The organism is Aquimarina sp. Aq78, assembly GCF_900299525.1.
Classification (GTDB): domain Bacteria; phylum Bacteroidota; class Bacteroidia; order Flavobacteriales; family Flavobacteriaceae; genus Aquimarina.
Map to the genome: position 1 here is coordinate 248,788 of NZ_OMKA01000023.1, position 17,619 is coordinate 266,406.

Consider the following 17,619-nt stretch of genomic DNA (forward strand, 5'->3'; position numbering starts at 1 on the left):
TATGGGGCAATCTATTCAACATGATCGGTATCCAAAATTTGTAGCAGATCAAGTGCTTACAGAGAAAAGCCTTAATCAGATGTTTGGCTATTTAGAGGAGCAACAACGACTTACCAGAACAACCTTAATCGGTATTGGAGTAATGTGTGGTATGGAGGTTAGTGTAAATGCCAGTAGGACAGCTTTGACAATATCACAAGGTGTTGGAGTGACTTCAAAAGGGTATTTGGTGCCTTTTCCTGAAACAACATATACATTCTACAATGACGAATTTTCTGCCGAGCAGGAGTTTATGTACCCTCCTTTTATAAACGCTATAACTAAGAAACAAAAGTTTCCATTGTACCTGTTGCATAACAATGGAGCTGCAGAAATAAAAAAGCCTATTACGGCTAGTTTTCTTGAAGACAAAGTGGTGGTTGTTTTTGTTGAACTGCTTAAGGTAGATAACAAAAATTGTGATCCAGATTCTTGTGATGATAAAGGTTGTACAGTAGAAGTAACACATAGACCACTATTGGTTGATCGTGAGAATTTGAACGAACTTATATTTAGTGGCGCAAATAAAAAACCATTTTTGCATGAATCTTCATGTATAGAGTGGCCCGAGGTAAAAATACCCAGATATAATGTGCCTAGTACACTATTACTTAGCTCGCAAGAGGTGTTGAAAAATTTTCTTAAGATATTAGATAGAGATTTTATTTTTGATCTCGAAAAAGTTTTAACTGCTGCTTATGGTTCTTTAGGCTATTATATAAAAGATGAATTTCCAAATAACCCTTTTTTAGGACTAAGGAATAACTTTAAATTCTTGTTTGATGGAAGTATAACTGCTCAACAATTACTTCACATACAGTATTATTATGATTTCTTCTCAGATCTTATTTATGCTTATGAAGAGTTGCGAAAAATGTGTAATGAATGTTTAACCCTTTGCTGCCCTAACCAAGATTTATTTCCTAGACATTTGATATTAGGAAATGCAATTTCTTCTGAAGACGAATTTAGACATCACTGGATTCAATCTCCTGCTTTTTCTTGTAATTGCTGTTCAGAAGGAAAAATAAAATTCTTATTAAAAAAGATAGCGCTATTAATTAAGAAACTAGAAATTCCATTCTCATCATTTACAGAAGATCGAAGAATTGTAAAAGTCACACCAAGCAGTTATGGAGATATCGCTCTTTCTGATAAAGCAATACCTTATTATTATGATATTGTAAATGGACCTGATGAATTATATAATCACTGGAATTTCAAAAAAACAAGACTCAAAAAAGGAGATACTAATTTATCCTATGATGCAAATAAATATGGAGCAAATAAGTATATCAAAGATCCTTTAAACTATGATATCGAACCTCATAATTTCTTTAGAGTCGAAGGGCATTTAGGGATGAACTGGAAAAGTGCCTTGGCTCAGGTTAATAAAGTGAAAAATGAGAAACGTCTACCCATTGATGTAGTGGCCTTAAATGGAGATGTATTTGAACTTTTTAGAAGTTTATTATCTAACAAAAATAGCTTGTCCGAAATTATTTCAGGTAATAAGGATATAATTGATGAGCTGATATGCTATTTTGCTGATATCGAATCACAATATGATGCACATGCTGCCGAGTTGAGGTGTACAATACTTAAAGTAATGGTATATTTCTATAACTTACCTGTTGTGGCCGGTTCTCCTGTAACTGAGACCAATAATTTTCCTGAATCGGATATGGTCAGAAAAAAATTCCCAAATTATAAAACAAAAACAAATACATATGGAGAAGCATTTGATAAATTCTATGCTCCTTTAAAAAATGCAGATTATATTACTCCATTGGCATTTAGCACTACAGTAGGATTTGCTGGTATTCCTGTAGCAGCAAATAATCAGATATTTTTACTCAATCCGGTTTATGTCATGTACTATTTGGAAAAAATTCATGAAGCACTAGCAGATGGTTTGGTAGATCTCAAAATAAATGTACTTACTCAAAGATTAGAAGATGCATCTAATGTTGCGGCTTACATGTTATTACTCGTTGATAATCTCTCTGGTAGTGATAATAATATAGAATTACCTTCTTTATGGGAAGAAAGTCTGGCAGCTGTGACATGGATTTGTAAAGCGGATGTGTTTAACGTACTTTATAGAAATTTTCTTTTCAACTACGCACTTTTTATAACCAATCAAACATTTGCAATGTATGCTTTTAGAAATAGTGGAGTACAACATAAAGCAGGAGTGACTACCGGAGGGACTTTTATATTGGTATATAATGATAAACGAGAAATAAGAACATCAACAATTACGGGTACTATAACCGATGTTACAGGAGCTTCTTTACCAGGAGCAAATATAATTGTAAAAGGCACAACACAAGGCACAACCTCCGATTTTGATGGCAACTATTCAATTACGGTATCAGATCCTGATACAGCAGTTTTGGTCGTTTCTTATGTTGGTTATCAAACAAAAGAAGAACAAGTTAAAGGTAGGAGTAATGTTAATATAACGCTGACAGGAAGTTCAACAATTGTTGCTATTGGTAATTTTGCAACTGCCGAAGATACATCAAGAGCCGCAACAGATGCTACATCAAGAGATTTTAGAGAATTTGTAAGAGCTAAAGCACATAAGAGAGCAGCAAATACGAGTAATCCTATTTCGGAAGTAAGAAATAGTAAATCTGTAAAAGGCCTTGAATTTAACAGAGTTTTTAAGGAGTTTGAAAGCTTTCAAAAGAGTGATAGACTAACAAGCGATGAGTTAAAATCGCTAGTGAATCAATTTCCTGATGGTACAGTGATTGCCGATTTCTTTGTGCCAAATATGTGCAAAGCATCCTGTATGCCCATGAATTTTATGGTTATTGGAGGAGAAACAGAACCTGATCCAACAGAAATTAGGTTAGAGATGAAGTATGACGAATATTGTGAAAATGATGATGTTTTCTATGACATAACAACAGAGCCAGAAGGAGGAGTCTTAAAAGTTGATGGTACAGTAATTAACGAGAATCGATTTAGACCCATTGATTATAAACCTGGAAATAATAGTATAAAAGAAATTACTATTACATATGAAATCAATGGAGATTCTAAAAGTATAACAGTTAAAGTATACCATGTTCCCGAACTTCGTACCGGAATCAAAACTATTGATAGAGAGAAACGAATTGTAGAATTTGAGAATGACACGCTATTTGCAGAAAAATATGCTTGGGATTTTGGAAACGGTAAAACCTCTGAAGAAAAGGACCCAGGACCCATTGAGTACGGAAATTTATTAACTGCGACGGCAAAATTAACAGCTTATAATGGTCCTTGCCAAGAGTCTCAATCTATACCTATTGATTTTGCTACAGATGTTGTTTTAACAGAAACCAGACTATGTACTCCGATAGATGAAATAGCAGCAAAATTTAAAATTCTTGATAAAAATAGTACCGATGAATTTAAAAGTGGAGAGCAATACATAGCCTTGAAAACAATATTCATTGATAAGTTTTCAAGTATTCAGACCCTACCTCAAAAAGAGCAATTCAAACTGTTAACAGGGCAAATACCGGTCTCTACTATTTTAGAAATCATTAAATCTCTGAATTCGATCATAACCTCTGATTCGAAACAAAGAAGACCTGCACTTTTACTGTATGAGATTTTATTAAAACTAACCTTGTTCTATGCATGCTGTCAAAAGGGAGATGTAAATAAGGCAAAAGTAAAAACAGAAAAAGTACTAGGTATGATGATCAGGCAGATCAATTCCTGGAGAAACTCTGTCAAATTTACAAATCCAGAAAAGAAGATCTTAGATAGTATGAAAAAAATAACCACTGGAGAACTTACTAAGGCTTCTTCAGAGACACCAAATAAGGTGATTTATATTCAATTACTAAAAAAATTAGATGATGTATTAACACAATTAATATCCTAGTGGCAGAGAATCATATACATAGAATACATAATGCATTCATTGAATTTGATTTCAAAACTCTTGCGAGTGATGAGTTAAAAGGGAATGATTTTGTGGATTGGGCAAAAAAGAATATCCTTGAAATTATTGATAATCATGCCGATAACTTAGTAGATATTCATACTGTTATTCACGTTCCTGAAATAAATATAGAATTGAATCTTAATGTAGAAGATCACTTTTTTAAGGATAGTGAGGAGTTGCGTTCTTTGATTAGTGATCAAATTCTTAGTGCTCTAAAAAAATCAATACACCAAAATCAATCTTCAAAAGTTTCTATAGAACAATACAATGCAAATATTGTATTAGAATATATTATAAGTGGTAGGGTAAACCAATATTATTCTGATGAGAAATGGAATGATCTGGTTGTTACTTTTTTTGAAGAGGTTATTGCGAATAAGGAATTGTATCTGCGATGGCAAAAAGTGATACAAAGTAAGAACGTATTTGTCAGGTTTTTTGAGCTCAGAGAAATTAGCAAGCTAAAAGAATTTATAGGGAAATGGTTAGGAGAAAAAAATGCATTAAAATGGCTTACTGCTGTAATGCAATTGCAGATTGTTAATCCAGATTCTTTATGGCCAATCAATCAGGTTGATTTTTATTTTAAAGTCTTTAGGCTATTGCCTAAAAGTGATATGTCCTTAACAATAACACTACAAAAGATTATTAAACAACAAATCAATCAATCAAAAGCAGTTATAGCTAAGTTTAAAGTTCCAAAAGAAATAGAAGAAGAATTGTCCGCAATTTTTGATTATAACGATGTTAAAATAGAATTAGATTTCCTTGCGATTGAAGAATATATTTTTAGTAAAGATCCTTCAAATAAAAAAAGCACAGATAAAGAAAAAAACACTAATGAAGAAATTGTTATAGACGCTAAAGGTGATATTGCCTATGTAGGTCAGGCAGGACTTGTTTTGTTAGTTCCATTTCTTTCAATGTTTCTAAAAAATCTAGGGTATATTGATACAAAAGGAGGAGTATTAAAACAACGCGAAATACCAATTTTGTTTCACTACGTAGCAACTGGAGAAACTACGGCGCCAGAATGGAAACTAACCTTACCAAAAATCTTATCTGGATTAAAACCTGGAGAACATTGTGATACCAAAATAAAACCAAATAAAAAACTAGATTCCCATATAAATGAGCTACTAAGCTCTGTCATTGAGCATTGGGAAGCATTAAAAAATACAACCTCGGATGGCTTAAGAGAAACCTTTTTAATCCGAGAAGGAGAATTAAAATTCAAAAATGGATTTTACTATTTATATATAAAAGAGCAAACAGTAGATATTTTGTTATCCTATGTTTCATGGAATTATACCACGATAAAGTTGGATTGGATGCAAAATATTCTATTTGTAGAATGGAATAAAAGTTAGAATTTGTTTTCTACAACAGCAGATAAAACGGCAAAACCTTCTGTAAGCGTACAACGCAAAACAGAACAAACTTTTTTTGGATCTCAAAAAGAGCAGAGGACAACTACGCCAGAATCTACCTTTTTTCAGCCTGCTATTCAAACCAAATTACGAGTAAATAAACCCAATGATGTTTATGAAAAAGAAGCAGATCTCGTAGCAGAACGAGTAGTAAATATGCCAGATCAACAAATGGGTCTACAAAATACTGCACCTCCTGAAGTTCAACGTCAGGAAGAAGAAAAAGAAGAAGAGGAAACCATCCAGACAGCGGCTATTTCTGTACAAAGAATGGCAGACGAAGAACAGGAAGAATCCCCTTCTATACAAACCAAGCAATACACTTTTATACAAAGAGAAGATAATACAGATATGCAAGCATCATCTGATGATGAGGAAGAATCCTTGCAGAGATATTCGAATGAGCGATCAACTTCTATGTATCATTCAGATGTTATACAAAGAAGTGGTCGCGGTCCGCCCGCAACGGGTGTGCGATTTCAGAACCAGTTGCACAATTCAACTTCAGGTGGCCGGCCAATGTCTAAGCCAGTCAGTAGTTTTATGGAATCCCGCTTCGGGGCAGATTTTAGTGCAGTAAAAATACATACTGACACGAGCGCTCAGCAGATGAGTAAGCAAGTAAATGCACATGCTTTTACTTACGGAAATCATGTCTATTTTAATAGCGGGAAATATGATCCGGATTCAAGTTCCGGTAAGACTTTACTTGCGCATGAGTTAACACATACCATTCAGCAGGGGGCATCTCCCGTTGCCCAATCCAAAGTACAGCGAAAACATGCATTCACTGCTGTACAGAAAAAGTCTATTCTTCAAAGACAAGTAGCACCACAATTAACAAAAGCTGTAGAACTCGCAGAGGGCGAAAAAGGAAAAGTTATTGCCAATAAGGAAGGTGCTGACGGATACCGTTATGGTTGGGAAAGACTAATGGAATACTTTGAAACCACCTTTGGGAAAGACAAAATAGTTTCACAACCTACTGGAGAAAAGAATATAGTTCCTAAACAGAGTATTAAAAAGAAATCAGAATTTCGTGGAGCTATTAAGATGGCAGATGGGATTACTAATGGAGTTGGTATGCGAGATGTCATGCCAAGTTGGTGTGGTATTTTTGCCTTCTGGGCACTTAACAAATCAGGAATACCTATGCCCAAATGGCAATTAGGTAAATCATTTATACCACCAGAAGCCGCTTACTCCCCTGGACATACTCCTAAACCCGGTGATATAGCATATAAGAAAGAACGTTCTCATTATGGTTTAGTAGTTGGTATGGAAGGCGCCAATAGGGTGAAAAGCGTCAATGGTAATACTGCAGGGGATGATAATTTAGGTGGTGAAATACAAGTGCAAACTCATGATTTAAGTAACTGGCACGCTTTCTTTAATCCATTGGTTGCAAAAACAGGTAATCTTAGAGATCCGGAACATGGTGATAAGGATACTAAACCTAAAACCTTGGAAGAACTGCTTAAACTTAAGTATGGTGTAAACCGAAAAGCTGAGAACGAAAACGAAGAGGAAGAAATCCAGGCTAAACCAGAAGGGGACCAGAAGGAAGAAGAAATCCAAACCAAAAAGGATACAGCGAAGAAAGAAGAGGAAGAAGATGAAATCCAGACCAAACCTGAAAACGACCAGAAAGAAGAGAAAGATGAAGAAATGCTTCAGGCAAAATCTGAAGAGTCAGAAAAAGAAGAAGGAGATGAAACGATACAGAGAACTGAAATTGGTAGCCCAGGAGGCTTTGCTTCAAACGGAGTAGAGTATGAATCTGATGATGCCCCTGCAGATATACAAACTAAAACAGAATCTTCTCTAGCCAGTCAGGTAAAGACCAAATCTAATGGTCCAATGATACAAGGTGGATGGCTCGGTGATGCATGGAATGCAGTATCGGGACTAGCCTCGGATATGGCAGACCTTATAGAAGAAGGAATCGATAAAGCCAAAGACTTCTTGATCGATAAGGTGCTGGATTTCGTTGGGGAAATCCCAGGATATACTCTATTGACCTATATTATGGGTAAAGACCCGATTAAAGGCACCAAAGTAAATAAAACGCCACTTACATTATTAGATGCAGTATTGGATATTATTCCAATAGGAGGGGATACCGTGAAATGGGTATTGGATTATTTCAAAGCTACAAATCCGGTAGCAAATTGGTTATTCGATTCTGTAAAACGTTTTTCTGGCCTTATAGAAAGTGTAAAATCGAAGTTCGCTAATTTCTGGAATAGGTTAAGTATCAAAGATGTCGGTAATCCAGAACGGGTTATGAATGATGTAGCAAGCTTATTTCAATCTATTGTTACACAGGTTGTTTCATTTGTGGATGATGTAGGAAAGGATTTCCTGAGTACGGTCAAAGATATTGCTGTTACCAATCTGGTAACCGTGGTTAAGAAATATTTCCCAAATGCTTATGATCTGTTGACAGTATTACTTGGTGAAGACCCAATCACCAAGAAACAAGTTGATCGAAATGGTACTAATATTCTGAATGCAGGGTTAAAAGTGTTAGGAGATCGAGGAGCACAAATCAAACGTCAAATGCTAGAAAATGGCATCTTCGAAAAATGCGCAGGCTGGATCGATAGAAGTATTAATCTAATGCTCTCTTTGGTTTCTGATGTTAAAAATATTTTTAGTACCGCTTGGGAGCTCATTTCGTTTAAATCACTTTTTACTCCAATAGAAACATTTAATAAAATAGCAGAAGCATTTACAACACCGATAGAACGAATTGGATCTTTTATCACGGATGCAATGATAGAATTATTAGCACTATTAAGGGAGGTATTAGTAGCAAAATTAAGTGATTTTGCTAAGAAACAGAGAGGCTACTTCCTGGTAACCGTATTGATTGGTAAAGATCCGTTTACAAGTGCTAAGGTAAGAAGAAATACAGAGAATATCATTCGTGGATTCTTTAGCCTTATGGATGGCGGAGAAGCACAGTTCCAGCAAATGAAGGAAAGCGGGAAAATTGATCAAATGACGCAAAAGGTTAGCAAAGCAGTCAAGCGTCTTGGATTCACGGTCGAATATGTTCTCGGACTCTTCACAAGTTTATGGGAGTCGATGAGTTGGAAAGACTTCCTTAATCCACCAGGCGTTTTCGTGAAAATTTTTAACACCTTCAAATCACCAGTAATACGACTTGTGAAGTTTATCATCACTATTGTAAAAATTGCCATTGAAATAATGCTTATTGCGATGAACTTCCCGTTTGATACGGTTAACAATATTATACAACGTTCTCTCGAGGCCTTTGGTAACATAAAACGCGATCCTATTGGATTCTTGAAAAATATACTTAAAGGTATCAAGCAAGGTTTTGTACAGTTCTTTGATAATATCCTCAAACATTTAATGAGTGGATTAGCTACCTGGTTATTTGGCTCCCTGGGTGGTCTAGGTATTAAAATGCCTCCTGATTTCAGTTTCAAAAGTATACTTAATCTTGTGCTTGAGATTTTGGGTATAAGTGTAGATAAAATTATGGAGCGCGTATGGATCAAATTAACCGAGCAAATAGGTGCAGAGAAAGTAGCCAAAATCAAAGGTGCTATAGACAAATTAACGGGTATATGGGCTTTTGTAAAAGATGTCATCAAAAGAGGACCAATTGCTATTTGGGAATATGTGCAGGAGAAATTAAGTGAGTTATGGAATATGGTGTTGGATGCTGCCAAAAATTGGATCATGACTAAGGTCATAGAATCGGTAATTACCAAGTTACTGAGCATGTTAGATCCAACGGGAATCATGGCAGTGATTAATAGTGTAATAGCTATTTATAAAGCGATCCAATCCTTTATTGAGCATCTTAAGGCAATGCTTGAGATCTTAAATTCATTTGTCAATGGTGTGGCAGAAATTGCAGCCGGTAATATTAAAGTAGCAGCTGATTATCTAGAAGGAGCCATGGCAAAAGGAGTTCCGGTATTGATCGGCTTCCTGGCAAATCAAGTCGGACTAGGCGATATTGGTAAAAAATTGGCAGAGATCATTGGTAAGATAAGAGAAAAAATAACAGAAGGCATCGATTGGTTAGTCGCAAAAGCGTTAAAAATAGGAATGCCAATTATTAATGGAGTACTTAAAGCTATCGAGTTTGGAGAAGGTATTGTTGAGAAAGGTAAGGAGAAGGTTAAAGGAGCAATCGCAAAACTCGTTTCTTGGTGGAAAGTGAAGAAAGGTTTTAAAGATGGAGAAGGAAAACAACATAATATTTATTTTGAAGGAACTGAGGCAAATGCTAAACTTATGGTTGCTAGCCAGCCCACAACGGTAATTGAATTTTTAAATACGGTTGAAGTAAAAGCAGGAAGTGATCAGGAAAAAGCAAAAACAGAGGCCAAGAATATTTCTGAGAAAATTAACAAAAGAAGAACGGATAAGGTTGAAGGGGCAACAAAACAAGAAACTGAAAAGAATAAAGAGAAAAAGGCAAAAGATATAAAAAGCTTCTTTGAAAAGTTAAGCAAACAGATGGAAATTCTATTTGATACAACAGGAGAATTACCTAAATCTGAAATTAGTTATAGTGAAGAAACCCGAGGTGGTGTAAAAATGGGTGGTACAACAACAGCAAAAGTTTTGAGTAAAAAAGGCGAGGGTGGCTCGGTTCCAGGTGAGACAAACTCTGTATGGGAAGATTTAAGGAAAAGAAAAAATGGAGGAAGTTTATACTATGTTAGAGGACATCTATTAAATGACAATTTACACGGACCAGGGAAATGGAAAAATATGACCCCTCTTTCAGTTAAAGGAAACAAAAACCACTTAAATACTACTGAAACACTTCTTAAAGAGGTCGTAGAATCAAAACAAGTTATAAAATATGTAATTACTGCTAATTATGGACTTTCAGTAGATATTCCAAATGCCGAACAAATGAATGCTGCAAACATAGATCCATCTTTACATGAGGATATGGTGACACTAAGAAAAGCCGAGAAACAGGTAGCCAAAGGACTAACAGTTAGTGCAGACCTGTTAGAGAAAGACGGTATAACTGTGAAAAAGAATATTCAAAGTGGGTTATCCATTGAGAATACCGTGGATCTTGAATTATCTAATTATGAACTAGGGGATGCCCCACCAAAAGAAAAGGTGAAATTGAAATCTGATACTGCAGAAAAAATTGCCACAAATACTCCAATTTCATTAGATAACGCAACTATTATAAAAGAAATAGTAAGTAAGATTGGTAGTTTAACTCGGTATGATCAAATCAGTAGTGAAATTGAAGAAACCTATAATGGTGCAACCAAAGATGGTTTAATATCTGCAGTTGCAACATTAAGTAATGCTTCGAATGTGACATTAAATTAAGTAAGTAGGACAAATATGATCCTTAGTTGGAATATTATTAAATTATAAACAGTGAATTATTAAAGAGATACAACCATGAAAAATAAATCATTTAGGAAAAGAAGGATGAAAAAACAACAACCTTCTAAGAAGAAGCAACAAAACGATAATTTCTTTGAATCACAAGTACAACGCAAATGTGAAAAATGTGAAGACAAAGAAAAAAAAGAAGTACAAAAGAAATCTGATGGACAATCAACCACGGTTTCTAAGAGTTTCTTTGGCCATTATATGAATAATATCAATGGTAAAGGAAATTCGTTATCAAAAAACAATCGAACGTTTTTCGAAAGCAGAATGCATGATAATTTTGGAGATGTAAAATTGCATAACGATAAAGAATCGGCCAGTGCAGCCAAAGAGATTGGAGCCAAAGCTTTTGCTTGGCAAAATCATATTGTACTGAATGGGGAATATTATAAAGAAGGAAGCCTAGAAGGTAAACAATTGCTGGCACACGAATTAAAACATATCCAGCAACAAAAGAATGGAAAACATAAAATCCAGATGATGCCAGAAGAAGATACCACAGAACCGGCAGCGAAAGAAGAGGAAGAAGTTGCAGAACCAACTATAGAAGAAGGGGTAAAACAAAACTCAGCAGCAGATTCGGAAACAATGGAAAAAGAGGCCGAGCAAGAGGAGGAAATGGTGTTGGTGCCAGAAAGTATTCCGGATTTTCAAACTTTTGGCAAAGTTTTTACAAAAACAGCTTATGCAAACTCTGTAACTTTTGAAGGAAAAACAGATGCGACTTTTGATGGAGGCACAGGTACAACAAGAAACCTGCGTAGAACAACTTCAGAAGATTGTGTAAATTGCGCAGATGGGGATTGCTGGCACTATACGGGGCAATTACAAGTAGACTATAGTGTGTCTACTAACATTACTTTACCAGATGTTCCTGAGGGGTTAACAGAGTGTCAACATGAAAGAGTGAGAAATGCAATTGATAATGTTTTAGAACCTCATGAGCAAGATCATGTAACTGCTTTTAGTCAGTATAATGGTAGTGTAACATTACCTATTGATTACACTGGGTGTAGTGCAGGTATCCAGGAGTATGTAGAGAATTTACATCGTATGAATGCTGCTTCAAGAGAAACAACGGTACAGGCAGCTAGCGATGCTTTGGACCCATTTCACGTTGCTGTAGATTTGGATTGTGAAGATGAATCAACTCCTGCTCCTGCACCAGATGCAGAACAATAAGGGGTAAAACACTCTTTTTTAACTATCAAATATGCAGTATCTTGAACAAAATATGTGTCAACAATGGCATGCTCTACATTGTCAAAAAGTAGTAATACACTTATACATATTAGGATATGCAAAGAATAAAAGGTAATCTTAAGATAGTTCCCTCGTATGAAGATGATTTTGATAAGTGTCTCGATTCATTAGGAAAAATATTAATAGACCGAATTACTACAACAGATAAAAATTCAGAAATTGATCTAACAAAGTATAACGATCTTTCATTTATACCTGCTTTGGATAAGGTCTTACAAGTAAACGATGCTTTTTCATTTGAGGAGAAACTGGTACTCTTGTTGAGTATTTCTCCCTATGTTAGACCTGGTTTTTTGGAAGATGTTATGGCTCAAGCACTCCCACAAGGTGGTGAATTCATAGCTTTTGGAGGAGTAAAAGGACAACATCATCGAGGTATTTTACCTACCGGAGAAACTGCACTTTTTTTATTGGCAGGTATGGACATCTCCAAAAGGTTACACTTTCAGAAAATATTTGGTAGCGATGCATTATTTGCCAAATACGGATTATTACAGGTAGATTCGGTGTCAAATAAGGAACCTAATATGAGTGGGCGCCTCACACCAGATGCAGATTGGCTGGAGTTAATTTTGCTAGGTCAAGAAGCCGCGCCGGTTCATAGTATAGAATTTCCGGCACGTAAAATTTCTACCTCTATGTTATGGGAGGATTTGGTATTGCATCCTCAAACCAGAGATCAAATTAATGATATTCAAGTTTGGATGAATCATCATGATAAGGTACTCAAAGACCCAACATTTGGAAGGAAAATCAAACCAGGATACCGAGTCCTCTTTTACGGTAAACCAGGAACTGGAAAAACTCTAACCGCATCTTTACTGGGAAATAAGTTTGATATTCCGGTATATAGAATTGACTTATCATTGGTAATATCAAAATATATCGGTGAAACCGAAAAACATATCGAATTAGTATTTTCAAGAGCAGAGCGTAAACGTTGGATTTTATTTTTTGATGAAGCAGATGCGCTATTTCATAAAAGAGTTGGGGTTAATACTTCTAATGATAGAGCAGCAAATCAAGAAGTTTCTTATTTATTACAGCGTATAGAAGACTTTGAAGGACTTTTAATTCTAGCGTCGAATTTCAAAAATAATATAGATGACGCCTTTTTAAGACGGTTTCATAACATTATTCATTTCCCTATGCCAGGAACAGCAGAAAGATACAAGTTGTGGGTGCAGAGTATTCCAAATGATATGAAATGTAATAGTGATATGGACTGGAAAGAAATTGCAGACAAATACGAAATTACAGGTGCAGATATTATTAATGTAATGTATTATGCTACTTTAAAAGCATATTCAAGGAAAGAAAATGTAATATTTAAGAATGATATTTACGAAGGAATTAAGAAAGAGCTTAAAAAGCAAGATAAGACGTTCTCATATTAAAAGCAGTTATTAAATATACTACATTCACTTCAAGTCCAACAGAATTCATACCTGGCCAAATGTATAAAAATATTACCTCCACCAGCTTGTTACGAGTAAAGTCGAAAATCCCAAGATGATAGTTCGATAAGATCTTTCTTAATTCCCTCGTAATCGAGTTATTTCATATCTCTAGCTGACATAAATAACCAGAATAGCTACAGCTTTTTATCCTTTATTATCAGTGACTTCATAGTTTTAAATACGCCTCTTTTTACGGTTTAAAAGTAAAACTTTTGTTGGAATATTTCCTATCAAAATTGGAAATATTCCAAATAAACAAAGTAATTTTGTAATAGCGGTTTTTTAGTAAGAATTAGTCAGTTTTAGGTTAAAAAGAAAAAGAAGTCAGTGATGAAAAACAAGAATTATGAATATGATGTTGCGCTTTCTTTTGCTGGAGAGAATAGAGCATATGTAGAAGAGGTTGCGAATAGCCTTAGGGTAAGAGGGATCAAGGTATTTTATGACCTGTTTGAAGAAACAAACTTATGGGGTAAAAACTTATATGAGTATTTATCCGAGATTTATCAAAACAGGGCAAGATATACGGTATTATTTATATCTGGGTTTTACAATCAAAAATTATGGACAAACCATGAGAGAGCCTCTATGCAGGCAAGAGCATTTCAGGAAAGTAGAGAATATATTTTGCCAGCTAGATTTGACGATACAGAGATTCCCGGGTTATTGAAAACAGTAGGGTATATCAACTTAAAAGATAGAAGTCCAGACGAATTTGCTGGGCTGATCGAAAAAAAATTAAAAAAAGATCAAACTTTTTTGAAAGGCAAATGGTCAAAGATCTCTACCCTGATTAATCCAAAACCTTTCATTTTTACTATTAAAATAGTAAATGAAAAAGAAGAATCGATTAAAAATGCCAAAGTAGTATTGGTGGCTAATAATTCTACATATCTTGAAGGGTTTTCTGATGAAAAAGGTCTTGCACATTTTATTATTCGAACACGTAAATTATATACGGTGCTTATTGCACATCCAGAATATCCTGCAGTACTGTTTAAAGATATTAACCCAAAGGAAGACATAGAAGTAACTGTTGAAAAATCAAAAGGATCGGGATCTATAATCCTTAATAAATCTGGCGAAACACCAGGAATTATGGGTCGGATAAAACCTGTGTTAAAATCAAACAACAAGATATCATTATATGCTGATAACATAGCCATCGAAGGAGGACAGCATCAACCCTATGATATTGAGTTAAATAAATCAATAACTTTGGAAGATAATGGTGGAAATAGTATACATTTAACCTTCAGATTCTTTCAAGGGAGAATCGCTTTAATCGATTATTGTAAACACAAATTATCTTAATTATGAAAAGAGTAATCATCTTTTTTAGTTTTATTTTGTTTTTGGCATGTAAAGAACAGCCAAAGGAAACAGCAGAAACACCTATTGTTGAAACTGCTAAGGAGGAAATTAAAAAGCCAGAAGATAGGTTTGGAATTGTAATTCATGGTGGAGCAGGAACTATCTTGAAAAAGAACATGACTCCAGAAAAAGAAGCGGCTTACAAAGCTAAACTTGAAGAAGCAATAAAAGTAGGACATACCATTCTTAAAAATGGAGGAACAAGCCTTGAAGCGGTTGAAAAAACAATAAACGTTCTTGAGAATTCTCCATTATTTAATGCAGGTAAAGGAGCAGTATTTACTAATGAAGGGACTAACGAACTGGATGCTTCTATCATGGATGGTAGTAACCTAAATGCTGGAGCAGTAGCAGGAGTTAAAACAATTAAAAACCCAATCAATCTAGCCAGAGAAGTAATGCTTAATTCTCCTCACGTGCTATTATCAGGTAGTGGAGCCGAATTGTTTGCTAAAGAAAGAAATCTGGAGATTGTTGATCCTGCATATTTCTTTACAGAAGACAGAATGAAATCGCTGGAGAGGGTAAAAGAAAAATTGAAAAACAAAGAAGCTAATAAAACAACCGCTTTTTATGATCCGTTTATAAAAGATTCTAAATTCGGAACGGTGGGTTGTGCAGCACTAGATAAAAATGGAAATTTGGCCGCAGGAACCTCTACAGGTGGGATGACCAATAAAAAATGGAATCGTATAGGAGATTCACCAATTATTGGTGCAGGAACATATGCCAATAACGCTACCTGCGCAGTATCAAGTACAGGATGGGGGGAATATTTTATACGAGCGATGGTAGCACATGATATTTCGGCATTAATGGAATATAAAGGGCTCTCTCTTCAGGAAGCTTCAAAAGAGGTGATACAGAAAAAACTAACTGATCTTGGAGGTACAGGAGGGATTGTAGCAATTGATAATAAAGGAAATGTAACGATGGAATTTAATACCGCAGGAATGTATCGTGCCACAATGAATGCCACTGGAGAACTTGCTATAGGAATTTATAAAGAGGAATAGTAGAATATAATTGTTGATATTCAGTCTATAAAATGCATACAAAAAATATAAAAAGGAGAACGATACCGTTCTCCTTTTTTATTAAAACGATACTATCAAATTTTATAGCAATGGAGCTGGACATTCTGGAGTCCCATCACAACAATTATAATGATCAGACCAACAGCATCGTTTAACAGGATGCCATTCATACCTTCTGCAACCTCCGTCAGGTTCTCTTCCTCCATTAACTTGTTTTTGTTGAGCTTTACTTAAAGCTTCACCTAAATTTGAAATTTTTTTTAACATAATTAGAGTTTTAAGATTATATTCCTACGACTATTTATAGACATTCATAGTATTTGTCTATTTTGTTTAGTGTAATTTTTATAGCTGTGATATAAATATATTAAATGGTTAATATTACTAAAGTTATAGTTTTTGAAAAGAGCAACTTTCTCTTTAACACAAAATTAATAGGTGAAGAAAAGATCATAACTACAGATTTTCAATAGTAATGACTTCAACTTATTCAAAAGAAAATAGCAAAGAAAGTTTTTAAAACATTAAATATTTTTAATGTATAATTTTTTAGTATTTACTGAAAACAAGGGGTGCCAAATTCACTATTTTCAGGGGGAAACGAGGTCAAAAATCTAATTACTTTTATCAAATGATTACACTACTATAAATGATAGACTAATGAAAAAAATATTGGTTTTTGTAATAATTTGTATGATGAACATAGGTATGGCCCAAAATAAGGAAGATATAATCGGTTTGTATGCATTAGGCTCTCATTCTCCAGAAGGAGGAAGTCATCTATTCGTTTTAGAAAATGGCAAATTTGTAATTACATATTTTGGAGGTGCGCAGATAGGAGAGTGGCGTTTAGATAGAGATCATACCTTTTTGTTTACCCCAAATACCAAAAAAAACGAATTCGAACTTTATGGGAGATATAATAAAAAGATTAAAGATAGTTTAAAAATCTCTTTTATGGGGTTTGAAGAATCACGAAGTTTCGTGAGTTTGAAAAAATCAAAAGATGACCACTATGTAATGAAACAGGTATTTAATGATGAAGCTAACTGTTTTGGCTATCCATACGTAGAAACTTTTAAAAAGAATACCGATATGATTTCTTTTATGACCATAAATGAAGGAATGAATACTGCAATAATTGATTTTAATATAAAAGGGCTTAATGATTTTATTGCTTATTTTTTTACTAGAGAAAATGAGGCATACCCTTTTTATGCCATGTTAAAAGGAAATAAATTATATATAGATGAAAACGAATATTCAGAAAAACGTCCTTTGCCGACAGAAGGAGAAGACATAGAATTTATTAGAGCAATAGCCAATAAGAATACTTCTGAAACTGTACTCCTTTATAACCCCTCATATAACCACTTTAAAGAGGATATCAATGCAAACCATGTTTTTGATAAAGAAAAACAAGCATATATTGATCTAGAATTTTATAAAGAAGGAAATGAAAATAGAATAGATGATGAAGCATTTTTTGATATGTCGATCATCTATAAGTATGAATTATGTTCTGGGAACTATACCAAATCAGATAATTTCAAAATCGAAGATAAACCTATTTTCCAGGTTAATTGTAAATAAATGAATGTAGAAATGTTGGATGAGGATCAAAAAAATAGACTAAAAAA

Annotated in this window: 9 protein-coding genes; 8 read left to right on the top strand and 1 reads right to left on the bottom strand. The window is 34.5% G+C overall.

Features of this window, described 5'->3' with window-relative positions:
* Position 1: 1 nt before the first annotated feature.
* The 7 genes from DG435_RS25965 (at position 2) to DG435_RS14295 (ending at position 15,958) form a co-directional block, all read left to right on the top strand.
* Entirely contained in the window at positions 2–3,931 is a 3,930-nt protein-coding gene (locus DG435_RS25965) for a carboxypeptidase-like regulatory domain-containing protein (protein WP_234387106.1), read from the top strand.
* Positions 3,931–5,364 carry a contractile injection system tape measure protein gene (locus DG435_RS14270; RefSeq protein WP_106792882.1) on the top strand — a complete coding sequence of 478 codons (1,434 nt, stop codon included), beginning with the start codon at positions 3,931–3,933 and terminating at the stop codon, positions 5,362–5,364. The genes DG435_RS25965 and DG435_RS14270 overlap by 1 nt, the downstream gene beginning before the upstream one ends.
* Positions 5,365–5,367: 3 nt before the next feature.
* Entirely contained in the window at positions 5,368–10,776 is a 5,409-nt protein-coding gene (locus DG435_RS14275; RefSeq protein WP_106792881.1) for a DUF4157 domain-containing protein, read from the top strand.
* A 75-nt stretch (positions 10,777–10,851) separates the two neighbouring features.
* Positions 10,852–12,027 (top strand): DUF4157 domain-containing protein, encoded by a 1,176-nt coding sequence (locus tag DG435_RS14280; protein ID WP_106792880.1) that lies wholly within the window; start codon positions 10,852–10,854, stop codon positions 12,025–12,027.
* 116 nt (positions 12,028–12,143) lie between these two features.
* Entirely contained in the window at positions 12,144–13,505 is a 1,362-nt protein-coding gene (locus DG435_RS14285) for an ATP-binding protein (RefSeq protein ID WP_106792879.1), read from the top strand.
* Between the two features lie 393 nt (positions 13,506–13,898).
* Positions 13,899–14,882 carry a toll/interleukin-1 receptor domain-containing protein gene (locus DG435_RS14290; RefSeq protein WP_106792878.1) on the top strand — a complete coding sequence of 328 codons (984 nt, stop codon included), beginning with the start codon at positions 13,899–13,901 and terminating at the stop codon, positions 14,880–14,882.
* Positions 14,883–14,884: 2 nt separating this feature from the next.
* Complete coding sequence (locus tag DG435_RS14295; protein ID WP_106792877.1) at positions 14,885–15,958, top strand: isoaspartyl peptidase/L-asparaginase family protein; 1,074 nt, start codon at positions 14,885–14,887, stop codon at positions 15,956–15,958.
* A 102-nt stretch (positions 15,959–16,060) separates the two neighbouring features.
* Here DG435_RS14295 and DG435_RS14300 read toward each other — a convergent pair whose 3' ends face one another.
* Complete coding sequence (locus DG435_RS14300; protein ID WP_108840627.1) at positions 16,061–16,246, bottom strand: hypothetical protein; 186 nt, start codon at positions 16,244–16,246, stop codon at positions 16,061–16,063.
* Positions 16,247–16,639: 393 nt separating this feature from the next.
* Between DG435_RS14300 and DG435_RS14305 the strand changes: the two genes are divergently transcribed.
* Complete coding sequence (locus tag DG435_RS14305; RefSeq protein WP_106792876.1) at positions 16,640–17,572, top strand: hypothetical protein; 933 nt, start codon at positions 16,640–16,642, stop codon at positions 17,570–17,572.
* The last annotated feature ends 47 nt before the right edge of the window (positions 17,573–17,619 follow it).